The organism is Ensifer sesbaniae, assembly GCF_013283665.1.
Taxonomy (GTDB): Bacteria; Pseudomonadota; Alphaproteobacteria; order Rhizobiales; family Rhizobiaceae; genus Ensifer; species Ensifer sesbaniae.
On the sequence record NZ_JABEKU010000001.1, the window covers coordinates 2,347,526 to 2,368,378 of the forward strand.

Sequence of the window (20,853 nt, forward strand, 5' to 3'; positions counted from 1 at the left end):
TTTTGTCATATGCGACGTCGCTTTCGAAAACAGATTTTTAGAAATCGAACGTTATGGATTGGTGGACGCGCCCGAAATTTTCGCGCGGCCGTGCCAGGAACCGAGGAACCCCAATATGGCAGACGATGAAATCATTCTCGAGGACCTTTCCGACGAAGAACTCGTGCAGCAGATGCATGACGACCTCTATGACGGTCTGAAGGAGGAAATCGAGGACGGGACCCGCATCCTGCTCGAACGCGGCTGGACGCCTTATGACGTCCTGACCCAGGCACTGGTCGAAGGCATGCGCATCGTCGGTATCGACTTCCGCGACGGCATCCTGTTCGTGCCCGAAGTGCTGCTGTCGGCCAACGCGATGAAGGCCGGCATGACGATCCTGCGGCCGCTTCTCGCCGAAACCGGCGCGCCGAAGCTCGGCAAGATGGTGATCGGCACCGTCAAGGGCGACATTCACGACATTGGCAAGAACCTCGTCGGCATGATGATGGAAGGCGCCGGCTTCGATGTCGTCGACCTCGGCATCAACAACCCGGTCGAGAACTACCTCGAAGCGATCGAGCGCGAGCAGCCGGATATTCTCGGCATGTCGGCGCTGCTGACCACCACCATGCCCTATATGAAGGTCGTGATCGACACGATGAAGGAAAAGGGCATGCGCGACGACTACGTCGTTCTCGTCGGCGGCGCGCCGCTGAACGAGGAATTCGGCAAGGCCGTCGGCGCCGACGCCTATTGCCGCGACGCGGCGATCGCCGTCGAAACCGCCAAGGACTTCATGAAGCGCAAGCACAACCGCCTGGCGGCCAGCTGAGCTTCGGGCGATCCGAAATGAAAAAGCCGGCCGCAGAAGTGAAATCTGCGGCCGGCTTTCTTATATGTAATGACGCGTCGACGGCGCGCCGTCAGGTGACGGGCACCCTTTAGTTGGCGGCCTTCGCCACGCTGCGGCCGGCGTCCTGCGTCGCGTTGACCACATTTGCGGTGTCCCTGCCGATGCCGCGGATGGTGTTGCCGCAAGCGCTCAGCGTTGCCATGGCAACGAGAACGGCGCCGACGATGGCGAGATTTTTTACTTTCATGGTCAGGTTCCTTCCCGCATAGCCAAGTGGAATCAAGATGGAAAAAATATCGCGTCCGATAGAACCCGCACAACCGAAAAAAGTTCACGTGATCGGTTGTGGCGCCATCGCGCGCGAAATCCTGGCGATCTGCGAGGCGAACGGTCTTTCTCATATCGATCTCAACTGTCTGCCGGCCATCTGGCACAACACGCCGGAAAAGATCACGCCGGGCATTCGTGAGGCGATCGCCAAGGCGCGCGCCGAAGGCTTCGAGCGCATTTTCATCGCCTACGCCGATTGCGGCACCGGCGGCCATCTCGACCGGTTATGCGAGGAGGAAAAGGTCGAGCGCATCCCCGGCCCGCACTGCTATTCCTTCTTCGTCGGCAACGAGGATTTCGCCCGCCGCTGGGATGACGACATCACCGCCTTCTTCCTGACCGACTTCCTCGCCCGCCAATTCGAGGCCTTCGTCATCGAACCACTCGGCCTCAACCGCCATCCGGAGCTGAGGGACATGTATTTCGGCCATTACCGCAAGCTGGTCTATCTCTCGCAGCAGGAGGATCCGGCCCTGCAGGAAAAGGCGAAGAAGGCCGCCGATTATCTGGGGCTCGAATACGAGTACCGCTTCACCGGCTATGGGGATCTCGCGACGTCACTTCTGAAGGCGTGAGGCGAAGGTGCGCGATCACCTGCGCCGTGTCATTCCATGGCGCACCGTGTAGCAAAGAGAACCAATATTCACCGACCGTGCCGGCGCGTGTTTACGCTATCGGCTGAATAGCGCCTTCCAGCGGCACGCGGGCCGCGGCGGACCCTTCCCGCCCCGGTGAGAAAGCTGCACAACGTACTGGCTGCAACTTACCGCTGACCACAGGACTGCCCGCCATGAGTGCACTGCTTCCTGCCGAACTCGCCTGGTATGCCACGGGTCGCTTCTACGAGGCGAACGACGGTACGCTGGCCGACTATGGTTATTTCCTGCACCTGCCTTTTCCTGATGCCGAGATCTTCGACGGTGAACCGGGCGAAACGACGGCGCATTTCACCTTCGCGGCCAAGCCCTTCAAGGCGCAGGGGATGGCAAACGGCGCGCTGTCTCTCGGGCTCGACCCCGTCGGCGAGTTCTCCGTCTACCTGCAGCGCAAGCCGCGAGGAACTTTCGACGACCCCGCCTCGTTCGCAGAAGGCGAATGCATCGCGACATTCCGGCGGACCAGCCTTGTGGTCGGCACCACGCTCTCGGACACCATTGGCGGGACGTCGGCAGCCTTGTTTGGCACCAATGTGTTTTCGGCCCGCCTGATCGCAAGCGCTTCGTTCGATTTCGGCGGGCGTCGCCACGATCTGGCGGCGTATCTTGGCGCGGGCATCACGCAATTCGGCACGTCCGCCGCCACGCAGATCGAGCCGACGCCCATGGGCTACAAGCGGGTCCTGCCGTTTACCGGCTCGGCCATCGCTCTCGGCGGAGCCGGCTAGAGCATTTGGCAGTCAGGTGGAAACACCTGACGTCGCACAAGTGCGGCAAAAACAAAGGGTTAGAGCGGCGGCGGAATGCATGTGAGCGCATCCCGCTAGAGCCGGCCACGGCTCCAAAAGTGCCGGCACACTCTCCTCGCCGACGACGAGCGCCGAGGAACGGTAGAGAAAACGAGCGCTTTACGCCAGACTTAAAATAGGGTACCCCCCTATATCATATCGGAGACATCGGCATGAGCAACCACCAGCACGATCATCATCGCCACCATCACAGTCACCACGCGCATTCGCACGACGAGGCGCGCGTGCTCGCCGCGCGCCATGACCATGTCTTCCTCGGTGGCAATCACGAGCGCAACGAGCGGCGGACCTGGATCGTCATCGCCGTCACCGCGACGATGATGGTGATCGAGATCGCGGCCGGTCAGGTCTTCGGGTCGATGGCGCTCGTTGCCGACGGCTGGCACATGTCGACCCATGCGGCGGCAATGCTGATCGCAGCCCTCGCCTATCTCTATGCCCGCAAGCACTCGAACAATCGCCGCTTCACCTTCGGCACCGGAAAGCTCGGCGAGCTCGCTGGTTTTTCGAGTGCCATCGTCCTCGCGCTCATCGCGCTGCTGATCGGCTGGGAAAGCCTTCGTCGCCTCAACGCTCCGGTCACGATCGATTTCAGCGAAGCGACTCTCGTCGCCGTCGCCGGCCTCATCGTCAACCTCATCTGCGCCTGGCTGCTGAAGGACGATCACAGCCATCACCACCACGATCGCCACGGGCATCACCATGGACACCATGGCGGACAGGATCGAAACCTGCGCGCCGCCTATCTGCACGTGCTTGCCGACGCCCTGACCTCGGTTCTCGCGATTGCCGCTCTCGGCCTGGGCGCGATCTACGGCTGGCTGTGGCTCGATCCCGCGATGGGCATCGTCGGCGCCATCATCATTGCCCGCTGGTCCTTCGGTCTCATCCGCGACACCGGCGCAACCTTGCTGGACTACATCCCCGAAGGCGAAGACCTGCCGGAGGAAATCGGAGAGATCGTCGCGAAGGAGGATGCCGAGATCGTCGATCTGCACGTCTGGCAGCTCGGGCCGGGCCACCACGGCGCCATCGTCTCGATTGTCGCCGATAACCCGCGCGCGCCCTCCTATTATCGCGAGAAGCTTGCCGCCATTCACGATTTGTCGCATGTGACGGTGGAGGTGGAACCACGGGCCGCGTAGTGACGGCGCCCGAAACCGGAGTATCCGATGACCCATACCATCCGTGAAAAGCAGAAGCTCATCAACAGGGTCCGGCGGCTGCGGGGCCAGATGGAGGCGGTCGAACGGATGCTGGAAGAGGAAAAGGGCTGCACCGAGGTCATGCAGGTGATTGCCGGCATCCGCGGTGCGGTCAACGGGCTGATGGCGGAAGTCGTCGAAGACCACATCCACATGCATCTGGCCGCGGCCGACCTGTCGCAGAAGGAGCGAGACGAAGCCGCCGCAGAGCTGGTGGATGTGGTGCGCGCCTACATGAAATAGCGTCGCCTGCCGCGCACTTTGTCGAGGCCACCCTCGCCGCCAGGAACCAGGCGGCATGGCGAGAGGGCTACCCTGTCCGGTTGAGCCAACCATCGCGGATGTCCAGTCCGAACAATCTAGCCCTTGTCTTCATCTTCCGGCGGCCGGCGCGGAACCTTGATCGTGCCCCTGCGGATGCCGTCCTTGAGATTGAGAAGATCAAGAAGATCGTCCGCTTCATCGCGCGGCAGGTTCGACATCAGGCAACCGTCAAGAACAACCGTTTGCCCGGTGAAGACATCGATCACCGCCCAGACATTGTTGGCTTCGACCTTGAGGCCATATCTGAGAGTGGCCATGGTTCAGCCCAGCCCACAATCGGGGTTCACCACCTGCCCTTGCTCAGCCACATGCGGCATGGCGGGGCGACCACCCGCATTGCCCTGAGGTGGCCTGAAGGCCCAGACGAGAACAACCGACAGGGCGACCAGAAACAGTGAGAAGACCAAACGGGAGGACATCGCGCCTCTCCTTCGTCGAATGGGGCCATCGTGGCCGGGAGAGTCACGCGGCCTCGGAAAGGAAGCGCACAATCGCCTTCTGCAGGGCCTCGGCAGCCGTTCGGTTCAGGGCGACCTCGATCGGGCCATCGTCGCATTCCAGGCAGAGCGTGCCGATCAGCGGCGCCTTGTGCAGGGTGATGATGTCGCTCTGGTAAAGTTTGTTCGGCTCGGACATGACAGTCTCCAGTTCGAAACGACGAGCTTAACACATCCGCAATTGGCACCTGAGTTTTATCGCGCGGGCAACGAGAAACTCGGGAGAAACACCAGCGGCACGCCAAAAACACTTTAAATCTGCGCCGGAAGCCACACGCGCCTCAATTGAAACTCAATCGGCGCGCAATAGTATATCCAAGTAAATTTGGCCGATGTGGCTTTCGCGGTATCAGAAATTCGAACCGCACCTATCTCCTAAATTTTCGAACGACAGGCAAGCTTCGGATCCAGTGCTTGATCCATGCTTCTCCTCGAAGCACGTCTCGCCTCGAGACGTCTATTGGTCCCCGAACCTTGATTGATCGGTCGATAACCGGCCCATCGCGCCTGCCCGACCGACCGTGTCTGCCCGCAGCCCAGAAGGACCGAGACCGCCATGAACACTCTCTCTATTACGAAACGCATCATCCGCGGCCCCCGCGACCAGTCGCCGGTGCACCGCTTCCACGTCGGCCAGCTTGTTCGCTCCAAGAGGGCGCTGACAAGAGAGTCGATCAGCGGAGAAGCCTACCGCATTACCGCAACGCTGCCGATCCGCGACAATGCACTCCAGTACCGCATTCGCAGCAGCGGCGAATGCCATGAGCGCGTGACCGATGAAGGCGATCTCGAACTGATCCGTGCCGACGATCACGGAATGGCGCTGGCCGAACGGACCTTCAAGACCAGACACGCCCTTTAGATCCAAACCATCCTTCCAACAGGTCAGCCGCAGGAGGCGATCATGAAGTACCACATACCGGCTCAGATCTATCTCTTCGACTACCGCAGCCTGCTTGCCTGGATCGCCCTTTCGCTGGCGGTCGCTGTCGTCGTGACGACGATCCTCTTCGGGCGGATCTTGTGACGGCCCGCCGCTGGCCGGCCTGGCTTGCGGCTAAAAGGATCACGACCATGCCACTGACCTTCCCAAACCCATGCCGAAGCTTCGATGGAGCGAGGAACGCCGTCCGTTTCCTTGGCCACGACGGCATGTTCGAAGTGCCCTTCTATGTCGAGGCGGCGGCCCTCTCCGGTGGCACCCGGACGACCGAGGCAGCCTGCCTGCTGGCATTCGACGCCGCGCGCAACACAATCCACGAGGTCGCGACGGCAGCCTATGCCAAGGGGCACCGGACGATCTATGTCCTCACGGCCGCTGATTTTCGCTAGATCTCAGCCAAAACGCGCCGCACGCGCTCGCCCCCCTTGGTCTCGCAGGATCGCCGCCCTGCTCTGCAATATCACCCCGTCCACGTCCCTTCTCCCCGCAGCAGACGACAGGGCGTGGCGACCTCAACGGCACTGTTGAAATGCCTCCTTATCCCATGGGCGACGCTGTCGCGATCGCTTGTCGCCGGCGCCTTTGGTATTATTATTCCCCGAACCACAAACCCGTACCCGTGCATGCCAAGCCCGGCAGTTTCACGGATCGGCTGAAATCACCAGGCGACAGAATTTTCATGAAACTCGGATTCATCGGCACCGGCGCACTCTCCTCGGCGATCGTCACCGGCCTCAAGACGCTTCCCCGCGACACCACCACCGTCATCCTCTCACCGCGCAACGAAGAGATCGCAGCCGGCCTGGCTGCCCGCTTTCCTGGCGTGACCGTTGCCGCCAACAATCAGGCCGTGCTCGACGCCTCAGACATGGTGATGCTCGGCGTCCGGCCGCAGATCGCCCGCGACGTGCTGCCTGGCTTGCGCTTTCGGCCGGATCATCACGTCCTCAGCCTGATTGCCACCTTTTCCTGCGACGAGATCGCCGCGATGGTCGGTCCGGTGAAGCGGGTGACCAAGGCCCTGCCGATGCCGATGATCGCGATCCGCCAGGGGCCGACGATCATCTTTCCGCCGGACCCGGAAATCGCCGCGTTCTTCGGCAGGCTCGGCAAGGCGATCGAGGTTGCGAGCGAGAGCGAATTCGATGCGCTGAGCGTCGCGACCGCCACCTATGCCAGCTACTTCAAATATCTCGAAACGATCCATAGCTGGCTGAAGGACCACGGCGTCGAAGACGCGAAGGGCCGCGACTATGTCGCCTCCCTGTTTGGGGCTCTGGGCCAGGCGCCGGCGGCGACGCCGGATGCCAGCTTCGCACACTTGGCCGCCGACTATGCGACCCGCGGCGGCATCAACGAGCAGGTGTTGCGCGAACTGACGGAGCACGGGACGTTCGAGCGGTTCGCGGAAAGTCTCGGGGGTATTCACCGGCGCATCACTGCGGCGTCGTGAGGCTATGGTGCAGCGGAACAAGCCCCCTCATCCCGCTGCCGCGACCTTCTCCCCGGCATGACGGGGAGGAGGAGACTGGTTGCGTCCGCTTGTCTCGACAACAGCCGTCCTCGATTTCCAGGCGCTTCGCCCTCGCCTCCCCAATCCCAGCAACTCCACCTGACAACGCTTAGATCTGCCCACGTCCCCTCCGCGCCTGCGGGGAGAGGGTTAGTCCTCGGGTTAAACCCGAGGAGAGGGGCAATCTCCTCGCCGTCGTTGAAATGCGCAAAGACCCGACCAACAGGCCCTCACCGATCACGCGGCACAGGCGGAAAAATCAGCTCTTCCTCGATTGCGATTCTGCGCTAACTTGTACATTGCTCGCGCGCAACCGCGGGGCCGGTTTTGAGACCGAAGCTGCCCCTCTTTGCATCCACGTGGAGGAAACCGGTGAAATTCCTCGAATACCTGCCTTACGCGCTTGGATGCGCCGGCGGCCTCATCCTGGCGCTACTGATCGGCGAGGTCTGTAAGCTGACCGACGACATAAAGATGGTCGAGTCCGTGGCTCTGGTCGTGCTCGGCGGCGGTGTGGCCGAGTGGTACTGGAACCAGTTAAGCCGGCGGTAACGGGCAAGCCTTCATATCTGTGGCTCTACTGCATGTTCCTTTAATCGTAGCCGATTAAAGGACAAAAACATGCAGCACTTCAAAGTGCTACAGCGACCTTTGCGCGTCTGACAGAACGCGCGGCGCTGTAGTCATCCGCGGGGCCGCCATGACCGAAATCGCCAGCCAGGATCAAGCCGCGGGCAAACGTGCGGGCCGCATCGTCGTGGTGACGGCGGGTGGCGAAAATCCGTGGATCATGATCAATGCGCTGGCTGCGCGCTTTGCCGATGTCACCGTCATCGGGGAACAGCCGGAATCGAAGGGCCTGTTCCTGCGCCGACGCGCCCGCAAGCTCGGCTGGATGACCGCGCTCGGGCAGCTTGCCACCATGATCGCCTCGCGCTTCGGCAAGCGTTTCACCCGCAAACGGGCGGAAGAGATCATCGCCACCTATAAGGTCTCGGGCACGCCCGATCCGTCGATCCCGGTCAAACCCGTCGCCTCGATCAACGACGCCGAAGCCGTCCGGCAGCTTCGCGCGCTCGAACCGGATGTCGTCTTCCTCATCAGTTGCCGCATGCTGAAGGCCGCAACGCTTGCGGCGATCCCCTGCCCGGTGATCAATTTCCACGCCGGCATCAACCCCGCCTATCGCGGGTTGATGGGCGGCTACTGGGCGCTGGTCAACGGCGACGCGGGGAATTTCGGCGCCACCGTGCATCTGGTCGATGCGGGCGTCGATACCGGCGGCGTGCTCTATCAGTCGCGCCAGAAACCGGCGCCTGAAGATACGATGCACACCTTTCCGCTGCTGCAGACCGCCGCCTCCACCGGTATCGCGATTGCCGCCATCGAGGATGCGCTTGCCGGAAACCTGAGAACCGTCGATGTCGCAGGTCCGTCACGGCAATGGTTTCACCCGCCGATCTGGACCTGGGTGTGGAATGGCCTGACGCGTCGCATCTGGTAGGCGGAATCCCTGCGATCCTGTCGGCCGGCTGCGACCTAAAAGCCTGAAACTGCGGACAATCCGCCCTGATCGCGGAGGTCGCCTTGCCAAGCGTCAAGCGGCACTTGCGGATCGCTCCCAAGGCGTCTGATATAGCTTCCGCGTCAGCGTCGTTTTTGGACATATCCGACGTCGTGGCGAGATGAGCCCGGAAGCCTGTACATGCGCATTGTCGCACCTACAGCGCCGCGCGTCTCATCAGACGCACAAAGGTCGCTGTAGCGCTTTAGAGTGCTGCATGGTTTTGATCTTTAATCGGCTCCGGTCAAAGGAAACATGCAGGGGGAGGAGAACGACACCCGATGGCAGATCGCATTATCGTCTACTGGCGCGACATTCCGGCCCAGGTCATCATCAAGAAGGGCCGCACGACGGCGAAGCGCGAGCTCTCACTGCGCTTCACCGAAGCGATCGACATGTGTGCCATGCGCACCGGCGCTGCCGAAACCGACGACTATCTCGCCGAGTGGCGCAAGGCCGATCCGGTGCCGGTCTCCGACGATCTCGACGCCGAGGCCGACAGCGCCGTTGCCGAGCTCGAAGCCGCCTATGACCGCGAGCGCCTCGTCGCGCTCGTCAAAGCCGGAGGCCGGGACAATGGCTGACGCCAAGCCCACGGGCGAGCCGAAGATCATGAAGGGCAATGCCGCGCCCGCCGCCAAGGCCGCGACCGGCGCCTACACCCCCCAAGGCGTCTCGCCGAGCCGCCGCTCGCGCCACAAATACACGGTCCGCCTCTGGGCGGTGCGGCACTCCCGTTTCCTCGAATGGTTCTACAACCGCTTCGCCGACCTGTTCCTGCTGCTTCACCCGCTGTGGAACGCCATCGGCTACGGCCGGGTCGAGCGTCCCGTGACTTTCGTCGAGCGCCACGTGAAGGGCTTCCTGTTCGATTGTCGCATGTGCGGCCAGTGCGCGCTGTCTTCGACCGGCATGTCCTGCCCGATGAACTGTCCGAAGCAGCTGCGCAACGGCCCCTGCGGCGGCGTTCGCGCCAACGGCAATTGCGAGGTCGAGCCGGACATGCCCTGCGTCTGGGTGCAGGCCTGGAAGGGCTCGCAGAACATGGTGAAGGGCAACGCAATCATGAATGTGCAGAAGCCGGTCAACCAGTCGCTGCGCGAAACCTCGTCCTGGCTGCGCGTGACGGCGGAAGCCGCAGCGCGCCGTGAAGCGGCATCAAAGGAAGACCAGGCATGAGCCCCGACATCAATCCCCATGATCCCGGCGCGCCGCTGGATCCCTTGCCCGGCCATTCCTCGCGCGGCCGTCTCGAGCGCGTGCTGCGCCGCGGCGAATTCGCCGTCACCGCCGAGCTCAACCCGCCCGACAGCGCCAACCCGCAGGACGTCTACGAGCGCGCGGCAATCTTCGACGGCTGGGTCGACGGCATCAACGCGGTCGACGCCTCCGGCGCCAACTGCCATATGTCCTCCGTCGGCATCTGCGCGCTTTTGACCCGCATGGGCTACGCGCCGATCATGCAGATCGCCTGCCGCGACAAGAACCGCATCGCCATCCAGGGCGACGTGCTCGGCGCATCCGCCATGGGCGTGCAGAACATCATGTGCCTCACCGGCGACGGCGTGCAGGCGGGCGACCAGCCGGGCGCCAAGCCCGTCTTCGACCTCGACTGCATGTCGCTGCTCGAAACCGTGCGCATCATGCGCGACAACTCGAAGTTCCTCTCGGGCCGCAAGCTGACGACGCCGCCGCACGTGTTCCTGGGGGCCGCGATCAACCCCTTCGCCCCGCCCTACGACTTCCGCCCCTATCGCCTGGCCAAGAAGATCGAGGCCGGCGCCCAGTTCGTCCAGAGCCAGTATTGCTTCGACGTGCCGATGTTCCGCGAATACATGAAGAAGGTGCGCGATCTCGGCCTGCACGAGAAATGCTTCATTCTCGTCGGCGTCGGGCCGATGGCGTCGGCCAAGACCGCCCGCTGGATCCGCTCCAACGTGCCGGGCATCCATATTCCGGACAGCGTGATCACCCGCCTCGAAGGCGCGCAGGACCAGAAGAAGGAAGGCAAGCAGCTCTGCATCGACATCATCAACGAGGTAAAGGAGATCGAAGGCGTCTCCGGCATCCACGTGATGGCCTACCGCCAGGAAGAATATGTCGCGGAGATCGTGCATGAATCGGGCGTGCTGAAGGGCCGCAAGCCCTGGAAGCGCGAGACGCTGCCGGCCGACGCGCTGGTTGCCGAGCGCCTGGAACAGATCCGCGAGGGCAAGGAAGAAAACCAGCAGCAGATGGCCGAAGCCGCGGCCCATCATCCGCACTGAGCAGATTGCAGACAAAACCGGCGCCGGCCAGTCGGCGCCTTTCATCGATTTCAAGGGCGTGATTACATAGCCCGACGCTTTTAAGACAAAGGACCCTGCATGACCCGCACCATCGTCGCTTCCGCCACCCGCGAGATCATCATCGGCTTCGATCAGCCGTTCTGCGTCATCGGCGAACGCATCAACCCGACCGGCCGCAAGAAGCTCGCCGCCGAGATGATCGAGGGCAACTTCGACACCGTCATCAAGGATGCGCTGGAGCAGGTCGCCGCGGGTGCCACGATGCTCGACGTCAATGCCGGCGTCACCGCGGTCAACCCGAACGAGACCGAGCCGCCGCTGCTGGTCAAGACGCTGGAAATCGTCCAGGGTCTCGTCGACGTGCCGCTGTCGATCGACAGTTCCGTCACCGCCGCGATCGAAGCGGGCCTGCGTGTCGCCAAGGGTCGTCCGCTCGTCAACTCCGTCACCGGCGAGGAAGAGAAGCTCGAGGCGATCCTGCCGCTCTGCAAGAAGTACGACGTGCCGGTCGTCGCGATCTCCAACGACGAAACCGGCATTTCCGAGGACCCGGACGTGCGTTTCGCCGTCGCCAAGAAGATCGTCGAGCGCGCCGCCGACTACGGCATCAAGCCGCATGACATCGTCGTCGACCCGCTGGTCATGCCGATCGGCGCCATGGGCACCGCCGGCCAGCAGGTCTTCGCGCTGCTCCGGCGCCTGCGCGAAGAGCTGAAGGTCAACACCACCTGCGGCCTCTCCAACATCTCCTTCGGCCTGCCGCACCGCCACGGCATCAATGCCGGCTTCATCCCGATGGTCATCGGCGCCGGCATGACCTCGGCGATCATGAACCCCTGTCGCCCGCAGGAAATGGAAGCCGTGCGCGCCGCAAACGTCTTGAACGGCACCGACCCGAACTGCACCAACTGGATCATGACCTACCGCGACCACAAGCCCGCCGAAGGCGGCCACGTCGTTGCTGCAGCCGCTCCGGCTGGCGGTGGCGGCGGTCGCCGTGGCGGCCGTGCGGCCCGCGCGGGCGCCGGCGGCGCGCGCGAATAGGCCGTTCTACAAGCGGCACCCGAGAGGGAGGAAGGACGATGAGAAGACATCTGCGCCTCTTAGCCGTCGTTCTCCCTTTGGTCGTCTTGACCAGGTACATGCTCTTTGACGATGCAGCCGAGTTTCAGCGGTTCTACGCGGCGCTCCGGATCTATGTTGCGCCGGTGATCATCGTGTCCGCCGCCGTGCTTGCTGTGATAATGGTCGCCACCGCCACGAAGAAGGTCTATCTCGGGCCACCGGAGCGGGTCATCAAGGCCTGCCTCTGGGGAAGCTCGGCCGTGTTGGCAGCGGCCCTCGCCTACGCATTCGCAGTCGCGAAACTTGCCGGAGCGCCGTAGCAACGGGCGTCGGTCCATCCATCTGCCAACGCAAAGTGGAGATCACCATGACACGCCGCCTTCGCCTCGATGCCGCCACGCTCTGGTTCGATGCCCCCTTCGTGATCGCTCTTCGGCTGCAGGAGATGCATATCGCCGCGCTATCAGGCAAGTCGCATGACGTGGCCGAGCTTCACCGCATGGTCTCCGAAAAGATCGCCGCCACGGCCGAGAGTGTCGTCGCCGTCAATCTCGCGCTCTGGAGAGCCGCCTTCGACAACACGATGCGGCTGATGACCGGCGGCACGGCCTCCGGCCACGGAACGGCGATTGCATCCGCGGCGCTGAGGCCCTATGGCAAGCGGGTGCGCAGCAACGCCCGGCGTCTGTCGCGCAGGAAGCCGTGAGCAATCTACCCTTCATCGCCAGCACCACTTGAAATGATGCTTTGAGATCGTTCCATGTCGGGATTGGACAACTATCGGGCGGCGTTCCGGTGCAGTCTGAAACCGTTTACCCATGCTTCGCTCGCGAGATGAATCACCTCACCGGTGCTTCACTCAGGAGAGAGCGGACCTGACGAAAGACCTGAAGCATGCGCATCGAAGGCACTTCCGAGATCGAGACCAACATGACCGAAGCCGCGCAAAAGGAACCTCTGGTGCTGTTCATGCCTTCGGGCAAGCGCGGCCGCTTCCCCGTTGGTACGCCGGTTCTCGATGCCGCGCGCAAGCTCGGCGTCTATGTGGAGAGCGTCTGTGGTGGGCGCGCCACCTGCGGCCGCTGTCAGATCGAGGTGCAGGAAGGCAATTTCGCCAAGCACAAGATCGTCTCCTCGCTGGAGCACATTTCGGAAAAGGGCGCCAAGGAAGAGCGTTACGAGAAGATCCGCGGCCTGCCGGAGGGCCGCCGCCTCTCCTGCTCCGCCCAGATCCTCGGCGATCTCGTCGTCGACGTGCCGCAGGACACCGTCATCAACGCCCAGGTTGTGCGCAAGGCCGCCACCGACCGGGTGATCGAGCGCAATGCCGCCGTCCAGCTCTGCTATGTCGAGGTGGACGAGCCCGACATGCACAAGCCGCTCGGCGACCTCGACCGGCTGAAGGTGATGCTGGAGAAGGATTGGGGCTGGAAGGATCTCCTGATCGCGCCGCACCTGATCCCGCAGGTGCAAACCATCCTGCGCAAGGGCAATTGGGCCGTCACCGCCGCCATCCACCGCGACATGGACTCCTCCCGCCCCTTCATCGTCGGCCTCTGGCCGGGCCTGAAGAACGAGGCCTATGGCGTGGCCTGCGACATCGGCTCGACGACGATCGCCATGCATCTGGTGTCGCTGCTTTCGGGCCGCATCGCCGCCTCCTCGGGCGCTTCCAACCCGCAGATCCGCTTCGGCGAAGACCTGATGAGCCGCGTCTCCTATGTGATGATGAACCCGGATGGGCGCGAGGCGATGACCAAGGCCGTGCGCGAGGCGGTCAACGGCCTCATCGGCAAGGTCTGCGCCGAAGGCGAGGTCGACCGTCACGACATTCTCGACATGGTCTTCGTCGCCAACCCGATCATGCACCACCTGTTCCTCGGCATCGATCCGACGGAACTCGGCCAGGCGCCCTTCGCGCTCGCCGTCTCCGGCGCGTTGCAATACTGGGCGCATGAGCTCGAGATCGACGTCAACCGCGGCGCCCGGCTCTATATGCTGCCCTGCATCGCCGGCCATGTCGGCGCCGATGCAGCCGGCGCCACGCTCTCGGAAGGCCCCTACCGCCAGGACAAGATGATGCTGCTCGTCGATGTCGGCACCAATGCCGAAATCGTGCTCGGCAACAGGAACCGCGTCGTCGCTGCCTCCTCGCCCACGGGCCCCGCCTTCGAAGGTGCGGAAATCTCCTCCGGCCAGCGCGCCGCGCCGGGCGCGATCGAGCGCGTGCGCATCGACCCCGTAACGCTGGAGCCGCGCTTCCGGGTGATCGGCGTCGACAAGTGGTCGGACGAGGAAGGCTTTGCCGAGGCTGCCGCCAGTGTCGGCGTCACCGGCATCTGCGGCTCGGCGATCATCGAGATCGTCGCCGAGATGTATCTCTCCGGCATAATCTCTGAGGACGGCGTCGTCGATGGCGCCATGGCTGCAAGAAGCCCGCGCATCATCCCGAACGGCCGCACCTTCTCCTACCTGCTGCATGACGGCGAACAACGCATCACCGTGACCCAGAACGACATCCGCGCGATCCAGCTCGCCAAGGCCGCGCTTTACGCCGGCATCAAGCTCCTGATGGAAAAGCAGGGCGTCGACCATGTCGACACCATTCGCTTCGCCGGCGCCTTCGGCTCCTTCATCGACCCGAAATACGCGATGGTGCTGGGCCTCATCCCGGACTGCGACCTCGACGAAGTAAAGGCCGTCGGCAACGCCGCCGGCACCGGTGCGCTGATGGCGCTCCTCAACCGCGGCCACCGCCGCGAGATCGAGCAAACCGTCAGCAGAATCGAGAAGATAGAGACGGCGCTTGAATCGAAATTTCAGGAGCATTTCGTCAACGCCATGGCACTGCCGAACAAGGTCGACGCCTTCCCGAAGCTTTCGACGGTGGTAACTTTGCCGGAGCGCAAGGTGAGCAGCGATGAAGGTGACGGCGGCGGCAGACGGCGGCGGCGGAGCCGGGAGTAGGACCGGCACCGTTCGGGACGCAGTCGCTTTTTTGCCTCATGGGATGACATCGAGAATCTGCCCCTCTCCTCGGGTTCAACCCGAGGACTAACCCTGTCCCCGCAGGCGGGGAGAGGGAACGAGACCGCAGCACGCTTGCCATAACGACTGCAACTATCGAGATGGCGGTCATCACAAACGGATAAGAAAGATACGGGCGGGCACGGCACGCCCCTTCTCCCCGCCTGCGGGGAGAAGGTCGCGGCAGCGGGATGAGGGGCCGACGTATGGGCCGCATACCCTTCAGCAGACGTGGATACTGGAGATTTCAGCTTGCCTTAATTCCGGCAGCAAGCGACGGTCTGATGAACCGCATCTTTTGAACTGGCACCCAAGACCCATGAGCGACAAAATTTTCGACACTCTGACCGGCATGTACTTCACCGTCGACGATCCCGATGGCACCTACGGCACCGGGCAGGTCATTCGTCCCGCCGCCGAAGGTATCTATTTCATCCGCTTCGACGGCAACGAGGTGGAGCTGCCGATGGAACTCGTCTCGATCGGCGAGATGCTGCAGACCACCGAGGAAGATTACAAGCTCTGGCGGTTCTTCGACACTATCGAGGAACGGGACAAGTGGATCGAATGGCTGGATGCGCCCTCGAAGCCGCGCGTGGTCACGCTGGTGCGGCCGACGCCGACGAAGTAGCGGCTCGCCGCAACGCTCTTCGGCCCCCGCTCCTCGTGGGAGCATGCCGTCGGATTGATCCGCGTCAGCGGACGGCGCCCACCAATGTCCATGCCTTCCCGAAACTTTTGAACCGCCGTCACTGCCAAGGGGGCGGTGACGGCGGTTGAAGGCAGTCGCCGTCAATCGGGCGTGCGGGTCAGTAATACGGCGACACGCATGCCTGGCGTGGCCCATAATGCGGCTGGAAAGTGTTGTCGTAGGCTCTGTATGAACGATAGCGGTCGTAGCACCATTCGACATGTGCTGACGGCGCGTTGGAATAGACCCTGCGGGGTGGCGATGCGATCGCGCCACCGATGACTACGCCTGCCCCGAATGCGGCCAGGGGATACCACCAGCCGTCACTGTGCCGACGGTATCCGTCGCGACGGTAACGGTAACCCTGGTAGCCATTGTAATAGCCGTATCGAGGACCTGCATCGTAGCGATAGCCGTTGTAGCCGCGCTTGTGCGGCGGGCCGCCGTAATGACCGGGCTTGTGGTGGACCAGCTCGACCGGCTTGGAAGCGGACTGCCCCACCGAAACGGGAGACATGGGCACGGCCTCAGCCGAGACCGCCGACAGTGCCGTAGCGGCGGCTACGAGGACTGCACCTATTTTTTTCATGATATCATCCAACTGTTTTTCGTCGGGCCATTTTCCGAAATCCGCCATGAACCTCAGATGAACGTGCGCGGCTTGGCACAGCGTCGAGCGTTAAAGCGGCGGAAGCGCATGGCCAGATGACGATCCGTCATTGCGTAGTGGGCTCAACAAAAAAGGCCGGGGCGAAACCGCACCGACCTTCCTCATCATCGCTCTTACACCAGTGCCAGTACATCCGTGGTCAAAAGTCTAAAGCGACGCGGCAATTGCGAGCGGCGAGAAACTCAGCGCTCATCAGCAATGCCGATGGCGGCTATATAGGGAGCGATTGTGTCCGAAACAAGTTCAGTCGCGAATCGCCTCGGGGCGGCGCCAAAACCAGTCGGCCGAAACCTCACGCCGCCTTCGCCGCAAAGGCCCCGAGCAGCCCTGCCCAGCCGCCTTCGGAATCGAGCGACGCACGGGCCACCTCCGCCTTCGCGCCGTAGTTGGCGAGGTCGCGGTGTTCGAGCCGCACGGTCGTGCCGCCCTCCGCCGTCGGTTCGAAGGTCACTTCCACCTCCGTCTCGAAATCCGGATCGAAGGTCCAATCGGCATTGAGCTGCCAGGCGAAGAGGATGCGCTTCGGCGGATCGTAAGCGAGCACCCGCCCCCATTCCTTCACCTCGCCCGAGGTGCCGATCTCGTACCAGCGTCCGCCGTCGGCACGCTCGACGACGACCGTTTTCTGGCCGCTCGCCGTCAGGCTATGGGTCTTCAGCCACCAGTCGCCCATGCGCGCCGTGAAGATCTCGAAGGCGCGCTCCGGCGGCGCGCCGACGGTTACGGATTTCACCACCGGCGCCGGCTCGATCCTATGCATGTGCTTTCCTCCCATTGCTCACGATGTCAGCGGATGTGCGCCGACCGTATCGCTTCCGCCCTATCGTTCCGGTTTCCTCGGCCCTGCTCCCGAAGCCTCGTCGCTGTCGGCCAGCACCTTGAAGGCGGCAAGCTGATCTTCCCAGAAACGATCCAGCCATTGCCGAAGCGGGCCGAGCCCCGCCGGATCGATCGAATAGATGCGCCTTTGGCCCAGCGGCTCGTCGCTGACCAGCCCCGCCTCCTTCAGCACCTTCAGATGCTGAGAAATCGCCGGCTGCGAGACCGGCAAGGAGCGGGCGACGTCGGCGACGGAGGAGCGCCCTTTGGCAAGCTTCTCGAAGATCGCCCTTCGCGTCGGATCCGCCAGCGCAGCCAGTACTTTTCCTTCATAAGTCATGGCTTATCATAAGGGCAGACTTATGAAAGTCAAGCTCGATGCCCCCAACGCGAAAGCGCCGCGCATTCGGCGGAATGCGCGGCGCCCGGATCCGAGGGTGGGGGCAGGCCTTATTGCGGCGTCAGGTCGAAGCCGAACCACTTTTCGGAGAGGCGCTTGATGGTGCCGTCGGCCTTCGCCGCGGCGATGGCGTCGTCGAACAGCGCCTTCAGTTCAGGATCGCTCTTGCGCAGCCCGACGGAGCTGCCGGCGCCGAGGAAGCCGCCTTGGAAGCGAGGGCCGACGATGACCATGTCGCTGTTGGCCGGCTTTTCGACCGCGGTCTTCAGATAGCCCATCGATGCCATGACGAAATCGACGCGGCCGGCGACGAGATCGAGGTCGTGCTGCTCGGTCGTCTTGTATTCACGCACCTCGACGACGTCCTTCAGATATTCGTCGATGAAACGGGCAGCGATCGAGGCTGTCTGGACGCCGATGGTCTTGCCTTCGACGAGCGGCTTCAACTCGTCGACCGCCTTGCGGGCGCCCGCCTCGTTGGAGGCGAGCGAGAAGAGTTCGCCCTTCATCGGCAGGGTTTCGAGCTCGCCGCCCTTCAGCGTCGCGAATGCCTGGCCGGTGCTGCCGTAGGACATCGAGAAGTCGATGACTTCCTTGCGCTTCTCCGTCGCCGACATGCCGGCCATGATCGCATCGAACTTGCCGGCGTTGAGCGCCGGGATCAGACCGTCGAAGGACTGAGCGATGATGGTGCACTCGACCTTCATGTGATCGCAGAGATACTTGCTGAGCTCTATCTCGTAACCGTCGAGCGTGCCATCGGCCTTGGTGAGGTTATAGGGCGGAAAAGCACCTTCGGTGGCGATCGTCACCTTCGTCCACTTCTTGTCCTCGGCCTTCGCCGGCATGGACATCAGTCCCGCGGCCACGGCAAGCGCCGAAGCGATGATTGCGGTCGTTTTCTTCATTACAGCATTCCCCTTTTGTGGATGTTGATTGCTTTGATTGTTGGAGCCCGCCTGCCGTTGACGGCAGACTTCAACTCTTGATGAACTGGCGGAACCGCTCGGACCTGGAGCGGGTGAAGACCTCGTCCGGCGGGCCCTCCTCCTCGATCGTTCCCTTGTGCACGAACACGACGCGGCTCGAGACGTCGCGGGCAAAGCCCATCTCGTGGGTGACGACCAGCATGGTCCGCCCCTCCTCCGCGAGCCCGCGCATGACACGCAGCACCTCGCCGACCAGCTCCGGGTCCAGCGCCGAAGTCGGCTCGTCGAAGAGCATCGCCTTCGGGCGCATGGCGAGCGCGCGGGCGATCGCGGCGCGCTGCTGCTGGCCGCCGGAGACGTGCGAGGGATAGTGATTGCGCTTGTCGGCGATGCCGACCTTGGCAAGCAGCGCTTCCGCCTCCTCGATCGCTTCCGCCCGGGGTCGCTTCAGCACATGCACCGGCGCCTCGATGACGTTTTCAAGCACCGTCTTGTGGGACCAGAGATTGAAGCTCTGGAACACCATGCCGAGTTCGGAGCGGATGCGATCCACCTGCTTCTGGTCGGCCGGGCGACTGCGACCGTCACTCAGCGTCTTCAGCCGGATCGCCTCGCCGGCGACCTCGATCGTGCCCGAATTCGGCACTTCCAGCATGTTGATGCAGCGAAGCAGCGTCGACTTGCCGGAGCCGGAGGATCCGAGGATGGAAATCACTTCCCCCTCGCGCGCGTCGAGCGACACGCCTTTCAGGACCTCGACGGGACCGAAGCTCTTGTGAAGGTCGTGCACGCGGATGGCGACCGGTGCGGTGACGGCGGCGGACATGTTCAATGGGCTTCTCCCTTGAGTTCGGCGGAGATCGGCAGCGGCGGGCGCAGTTGCGGGTTCAGCCGGTGTTCGGCGAAGGCGACGAGCCGGGTCAGCGCGAAGTTTATGGCGAGATAGATGACGCCTGCGACGACGAAGACCTCGATCACCCGGTAGCTCTCCGAAATGATCTTGGCGGCAACGCCGGTGATCTCCATCAGCGTGATGATCGAGGCGAGAGAGGTCGCCTTGACCATGGAGATCATCTCGTTGCCGTAGCCGGGCAGCGCCTGGCGAAGCGCCTGCGGCATGACGATGCGGCGGAAGATCATGAAACGCCCCATGCCGCAGGCCCGTGCCGCCTCGACCTGGCCGTGCGGCACGGAAAGCAGCCCGCCGCGGATGATCTCGCTGGCATAGGCGGCCGTGTTCAGCATCAGCGCCAGCACCGCGCACCAGTAGGGTTCCCGCAGCAGCGGCCAGAAGATGCTGTGACGCACCGCCGGAAACTGGCTGAGGCCGTAATAGATCAGGAAGATCTGCACGAGCAGCGGCGTTCCGCGAAACAGGAACACATAGGCTCGGGCAAAGAGATCGAGCGCGAGATTGCCGGAGAGACGCGCAAGCGCCAGTCCAAGGGCCAGCACTGAGCCAAGCGCAATTGACGTCGCCGCGAGCTTCAGCGTCAGCGGCAGGGCCGAAAGCAGGCTCCAGAAGGTTTCGAGAGCGAACTGGATGTCCATCAGCCCCTCCTGACGCCGCGCGAGAACCGTCGTTCGGTGACCTGGAGAACCAGGCCCGAGACGGTGGAAATGGCGAGATAGATCATTGCTGCGATGAAGAAGAAATCGAACGGGCGGCTGGTCGACCCGGCACCGATCTGCGCCTGGCGCAAGAGTTCGACAACACCGGTGACCGAGACCAGCGCCGATTCCTTCAGCACCACCTGCCAGACGTTACCGAGGCCCGGCAGCGCATGGCGCAGCGTCAGCGGCGCGGTGATGCGGCGGAATTTGAGGAGCCGTCCCATGCCACAGGCGGTTGCCGCCTCCAGCTCGCCCGGATGCACGGCGCGAAAGGCGCCGCGATAGACCTCGGTCTGCTGGGCACCGGAGGTGATGCCGACGGCAAGCGCGCCAGCAAGGAAGCCCGGAAAGCTGACGAAGCCCTCCTGGCCGAAGAACTGGCCGACCGCCGTCACCACGGCGCTGCCGCCGAAATAGAAGAGATAGATCACCAAGAGGTCGGGAATGCCGCGAAGGACGGTGGTAAAGGCTTCGGCGGAGCCACGGACGACCGGACCGCCGGAAATCTTCGCCCAGGCGCCGAAGATGCCGATGACGCCGCCGATCGCAAAACCGGCGATCGCGATCAGGATCGTCATCCACGCGCCGGCGGCCAGCACCGGCCCCCAGCCGTCCCGCCCGAAGCTGATGATGTCAAGAAAACCGGGCTCAGTCATCGCAGCGCCTCCCTTCGC

30 protein-coding genes are annotated in these 20,853 nt (G+C 63.2%); 19 read left to right on the plus strand and 11 right to left on the minus strand.

Translation table 11 applies throughout. The features are described 5' to 3' along the window. Window positions 1-115: 115 nt before the first annotated feature. Window positions 116-814 (plus strand): cobalamin B12-binding domain-containing protein, encoded by a 699-nt coding sequence (locus BHMPCIPO_RS11340; protein ID WP_173516837.1) that lies wholly within the window; start codon window positions 116-118, stop codon window positions 812-814. Between the two features lie 109 nt (window positions 815-923). Here the strand turns inward: BHMPCIPO_RS11340 and BHMPCIPO_RS11345 are convergent, their stop codons facing one another. Continuing rightward, window positions 924-1,037 carry an entericidin domain-containing protein gene (locus BHMPCIPO_RS11345; RefSeq protein WP_246304415.1) on the minus strand — a complete coding sequence of 38 codons (114 nt, stop codon included), beginning with the start codon at window positions 1,035-1,037 and terminating at the stop codon, window positions 924-926. A gap of 82 nt (window positions 1,038-1,119) precedes the next feature. On the opposite strand from BHMPCIPO_RS11345, the gene BHMPCIPO_RS11350 reads away from it, so the two are divergent. The 4 genes from BHMPCIPO_RS11350 (at window position 1,120) to BHMPCIPO_RS11365 (ending at window position 4,078) form a co-directional block, all read left to right on the plus strand. Further along, window positions 1,120-1,740, plus strand: coding sequence for a DUF1638 domain-containing protein (locus BHMPCIPO_RS11350; RefSeq protein ID WP_173516839.1), 621 nt, complete (start codon window positions 1,120-1,122; stop codon window positions 1,738-1,740). Between the two features lie 215 nt (window positions 1,741-1,955). Continuing rightward, a complete protein-coding gene (locus BHMPCIPO_RS11355) occupies window positions 1,956-2,549 on the plus strand; it encodes a hypothetical protein (RefSeq protein ID WP_173516840.1) in 594 nt (197 codons plus the stop codon). 233 nt (window positions 2,550-2,782) lie between these two features. After that, window positions 2,783-3,775, plus strand: coding sequence for a CDF family Co(II)/Ni(II) efflux transporter DmeF (dmeF, locus tag BHMPCIPO_RS11360; protein WP_173516841.1), 993 nt, complete (start codon window positions 2,783-2,785; stop codon window positions 3,773-3,775). 27 nt (window positions 3,776-3,802) lie between these two features. After that, a complete protein-coding gene (locus tag BHMPCIPO_RS11365) occupies window positions 3,803-4,078 on the plus strand; it encodes a metal/formaldehyde-sensitive transcriptional repressor (RefSeq protein ID WP_173516842.1) in 276 nt (91 codons plus the stop codon). A 116-nt stretch (window positions 4,079-4,194) separates the two neighbouring features. Here the strand turns inward: BHMPCIPO_RS11365 and BHMPCIPO_RS11370 are convergent, their stop codons facing one another. From BHMPCIPO_RS11370 to BHMPCIPO_RS11380, 3 genes are read right to left on the minus strand one after another with little or no spacing between them, the layout of a single operon-like run. Then, on the minus strand, window positions 4,195-4,416 hold the full coding sequence (locus BHMPCIPO_RS11370; RefSeq protein WP_173516843.1) for a hypothetical protein: 222 nt from the start codon (window positions 4,414-4,416) through the stop codon (window positions 4,195-4,197). A gap of 3 nt (window positions 4,417-4,419) precedes the next feature. Then, window positions 4,420-4,578: a hypothetical protein gene (locus BHMPCIPO_RS11375; RefSeq protein WP_173516844.1), complete on the minus strand. Its 159-nt coding sequence runs from the start codon at window positions 4,576-4,578 to the stop codon at window positions 4,420-4,422. 43 nt (window positions 4,579-4,621) lie between these two features. Beyond that, a complete protein-coding gene (locus tag BHMPCIPO_RS11380) occupies window positions 4,622-4,795 on the minus strand; it encodes a hypothetical protein (protein WP_173516845.1) in 174 nt (57 codons plus the stop codon). 417 nt (window positions 4,796-5,212) lie between these two features. Between BHMPCIPO_RS11380 and BHMPCIPO_RS11385 the strand changes: the two genes are divergently transcribed. The 14 genes from BHMPCIPO_RS11385 to BHMPCIPO_RS11445 all read left to right on the plus strand — a co-directional run bounded on the left by BHMPCIPO_RS11385 (window position 5,213) and on the right by BHMPCIPO_RS11445 (window position 15,687). After that, on the plus strand, window positions 5,213-5,518 hold the full coding sequence (locus tag BHMPCIPO_RS11385; RefSeq protein WP_173516846.1) for a hypothetical protein: 306 nt from the start codon (window positions 5,213-5,215) through the stop codon (window positions 5,516-5,518). A 42-nt stretch (window positions 5,519-5,560) separates the two neighbouring features. Continuing rightward, complete coding sequence (locus BHMPCIPO_RS33440) at window positions 5,561-5,683, plus strand: hypothetical protein (protein WP_282439028.1); 123 nt, start codon at window positions 5,561-5,563, stop codon at window positions 5,681-5,683. 47 nt (window positions 5,684-5,730) lie between these two features. Continuing rightward, on the plus strand, window positions 5,731-5,988 hold the full coding sequence (locus BHMPCIPO_RS11390) for a DUF1488 family protein (protein ID WP_173516847.1): 258 nt from the start codon (window positions 5,731-5,733) through the stop codon (window positions 5,986-5,988). A 290-nt stretch (window positions 5,989-6,278) separates the two neighbouring features. After that, on the plus strand, window positions 6,279-7,052 hold the full coding sequence (locus BHMPCIPO_RS11395; protein WP_173516848.1) for a pyrroline-5-carboxylate reductase: 774 nt from the start codon (window positions 6,279-6,281) through the stop codon (window positions 7,050-7,052). A 432-nt stretch (window positions 7,053-7,484) separates the two neighbouring features. Then, window positions 7,485-7,664 (plus strand): hypothetical protein, encoded by a 180-nt coding sequence (locus tag BHMPCIPO_RS11400; protein WP_173516849.1) that lies wholly within the window; start codon window positions 7,485-7,487, stop codon window positions 7,662-7,664. A gap of 148 nt (window positions 7,665-7,812) precedes the next feature. After that, window positions 7,813-8,616 (plus strand): formyl transferase, encoded by an 804-nt coding sequence (locus BHMPCIPO_RS11405; protein WP_173516850.1) that lies wholly within the window; start codon window positions 7,813-7,815, stop codon window positions 8,614-8,616. Window positions 8,617-8,957: 341 nt separating this feature from the next. Beyond that, entirely contained in the window at window positions 8,958-9,260 is a 303-nt protein-coding gene (locus tag BHMPCIPO_RS11410) for a virulence factor (RefSeq protein WP_173516851.1), read from the plus strand. Beyond that, window positions 9,253-9,855, plus strand: a complete 603-nt coding sequence (locus tag BHMPCIPO_RS11415; RefSeq protein ID WP_173516852.1) for a methylenetetrahydrofolate reductase C-terminal domain-containing protein — start codon at window positions 9,253-9,255, stop codon at window positions 9,853-9,855. Before BHMPCIPO_RS11410 ends, BHMPCIPO_RS11415 begins: the two co-directional genes overlap by 8 nt. Next, window positions 9,852-10,943, plus strand: coding sequence for a methylenetetrahydrofolate reductase (locus tag BHMPCIPO_RS11420; protein ID WP_173516853.1), 1,092 nt, complete (start codon window positions 9,852-9,854; stop codon window positions 10,941-10,943). The genes BHMPCIPO_RS11415 and BHMPCIPO_RS11420 overlap by 4 nt, the downstream gene beginning before the upstream one ends. A gap of 99 nt (window positions 10,944-11,042) precedes the next feature. Further along, window positions 11,043-12,008, plus strand: coding sequence for a methyltetrahydrofolate cobalamin methyltransferase (locus BHMPCIPO_RS11425; protein ID WP_173516854.1), 966 nt, complete (start codon window positions 11,043-11,045; stop codon window positions 12,006-12,008). A 38-nt stretch (window positions 12,009-12,046) separates the two neighbouring features. Next, complete coding sequence (locus tag BHMPCIPO_RS11430; protein WP_173516855.1) at window positions 12,047-12,349, plus strand: hypothetical protein; 303 nt, start codon at window positions 12,047-12,049, stop codon at window positions 12,347-12,349. A gap of 47 nt (window positions 12,350-12,396) precedes the next feature. After that, entirely contained in the window at window positions 12,397-12,735 is a 339-nt protein-coding gene (locus BHMPCIPO_RS11435; protein WP_173516856.1) for a hypothetical protein, read from the plus strand. A 188-nt stretch (window positions 12,736-12,923) separates the two neighbouring features. Next, a complete protein-coding gene (locus BHMPCIPO_RS11440) occupies window positions 12,924-14,996 on the plus strand; it encodes an ASKHA domain-containing protein (protein ID WP_173516857.1) in 2,073 nt (690 codons plus the stop codon). Window positions 14,997-15,375: 379 nt separating this feature from the next. After that, window positions 15,376-15,687 carry a hypothetical protein gene (locus BHMPCIPO_RS11445; RefSeq protein ID WP_173516858.1) on the plus strand — a complete coding sequence of 104 codons (312 nt, stop codon included), beginning with the start codon at window positions 15,376-15,378 and terminating at the stop codon, window positions 15,685-15,687. A gap of 178 nt (window positions 15,688-15,865) precedes the next feature. On the opposite strand, the gene BHMPCIPO_RS11450 is transcribed toward BHMPCIPO_RS11445, so the two are convergent. The 7 genes from BHMPCIPO_RS11450 to BHMPCIPO_RS11480 all read right to left on the minus strand — a co-directional run bounded on the left by BHMPCIPO_RS11450 (window position 15,866) and on the right by BHMPCIPO_RS11480 (window position 20,835). Then, window positions 15,866-16,336, minus strand: a complete 471-nt coding sequence (locus BHMPCIPO_RS11450) for a BA14K family protein (RefSeq protein ID WP_173518145.1) — start codon at window positions 16,334-16,336, stop codon at window positions 15,866-15,868. Between the two features lie 373 nt (window positions 16,337-16,709). After that, window positions 16,710-17,177: an SRPBCC family protein gene (locus BHMPCIPO_RS11455; RefSeq protein ID WP_173516859.1), complete on the minus strand. Its 468-nt coding sequence runs from the start codon at window positions 17,175-17,177 to the stop codon at window positions 16,710-16,712. Between the two features lie 60 nt (window positions 17,178-17,237). Next, window positions 17,238-17,576, minus strand: a complete 339-nt coding sequence (locus tag BHMPCIPO_RS11460) for an ArsR/SmtB family transcription factor (protein ID WP_173516860.1) — start codon at window positions 17,574-17,576, stop codon at window positions 17,238-17,240. A 110-nt stretch (window positions 17,577-17,686) separates the two neighbouring features. After that, window positions 17,687-18,544, minus strand: a complete 858-nt coding sequence (locus tag BHMPCIPO_RS11465; RefSeq protein ID WP_173516861.1) for a transporter substrate-binding domain-containing protein — start codon at window positions 18,542-18,544, stop codon at window positions 17,687-17,689. A gap of 70 nt (window positions 18,545-18,614) precedes the next feature. Next, a complete protein-coding gene (locus tag BHMPCIPO_RS11470) occupies window positions 18,615-19,391 on the minus strand; it encodes an ABC transporter ATP-binding protein (RefSeq protein ID WP_173518146.1) in 777 nt (258 codons plus the stop codon). A gap of 2 nt (window positions 19,392-19,393) precedes the next feature. Continuing rightward, the gene (locus BHMPCIPO_RS11475; RefSeq protein WP_173516862.1) at window positions 19,394-20,116 is read right to left on the minus strand and encodes an ABC transporter permease; all 723 of its coding nucleotides are present in this window, start codon (window positions 20,114-20,116) and stop codon (window positions 19,394-19,396) included. Beyond that, window positions 20,116-20,835 carry an ABC transporter permease gene (locus tag BHMPCIPO_RS11480; protein WP_173516863.1) on the minus strand — a complete coding sequence of 240 codons (720 nt, stop codon included), beginning with the start codon at window positions 20,833-20,835 and terminating at the stop codon, window positions 20,116-20,118. The genes BHMPCIPO_RS11475 and BHMPCIPO_RS11480 overlap by 1 nt, the downstream gene beginning before the upstream one ends. Window positions 20,836-20,853: the final 18 nt, after the last annotated feature.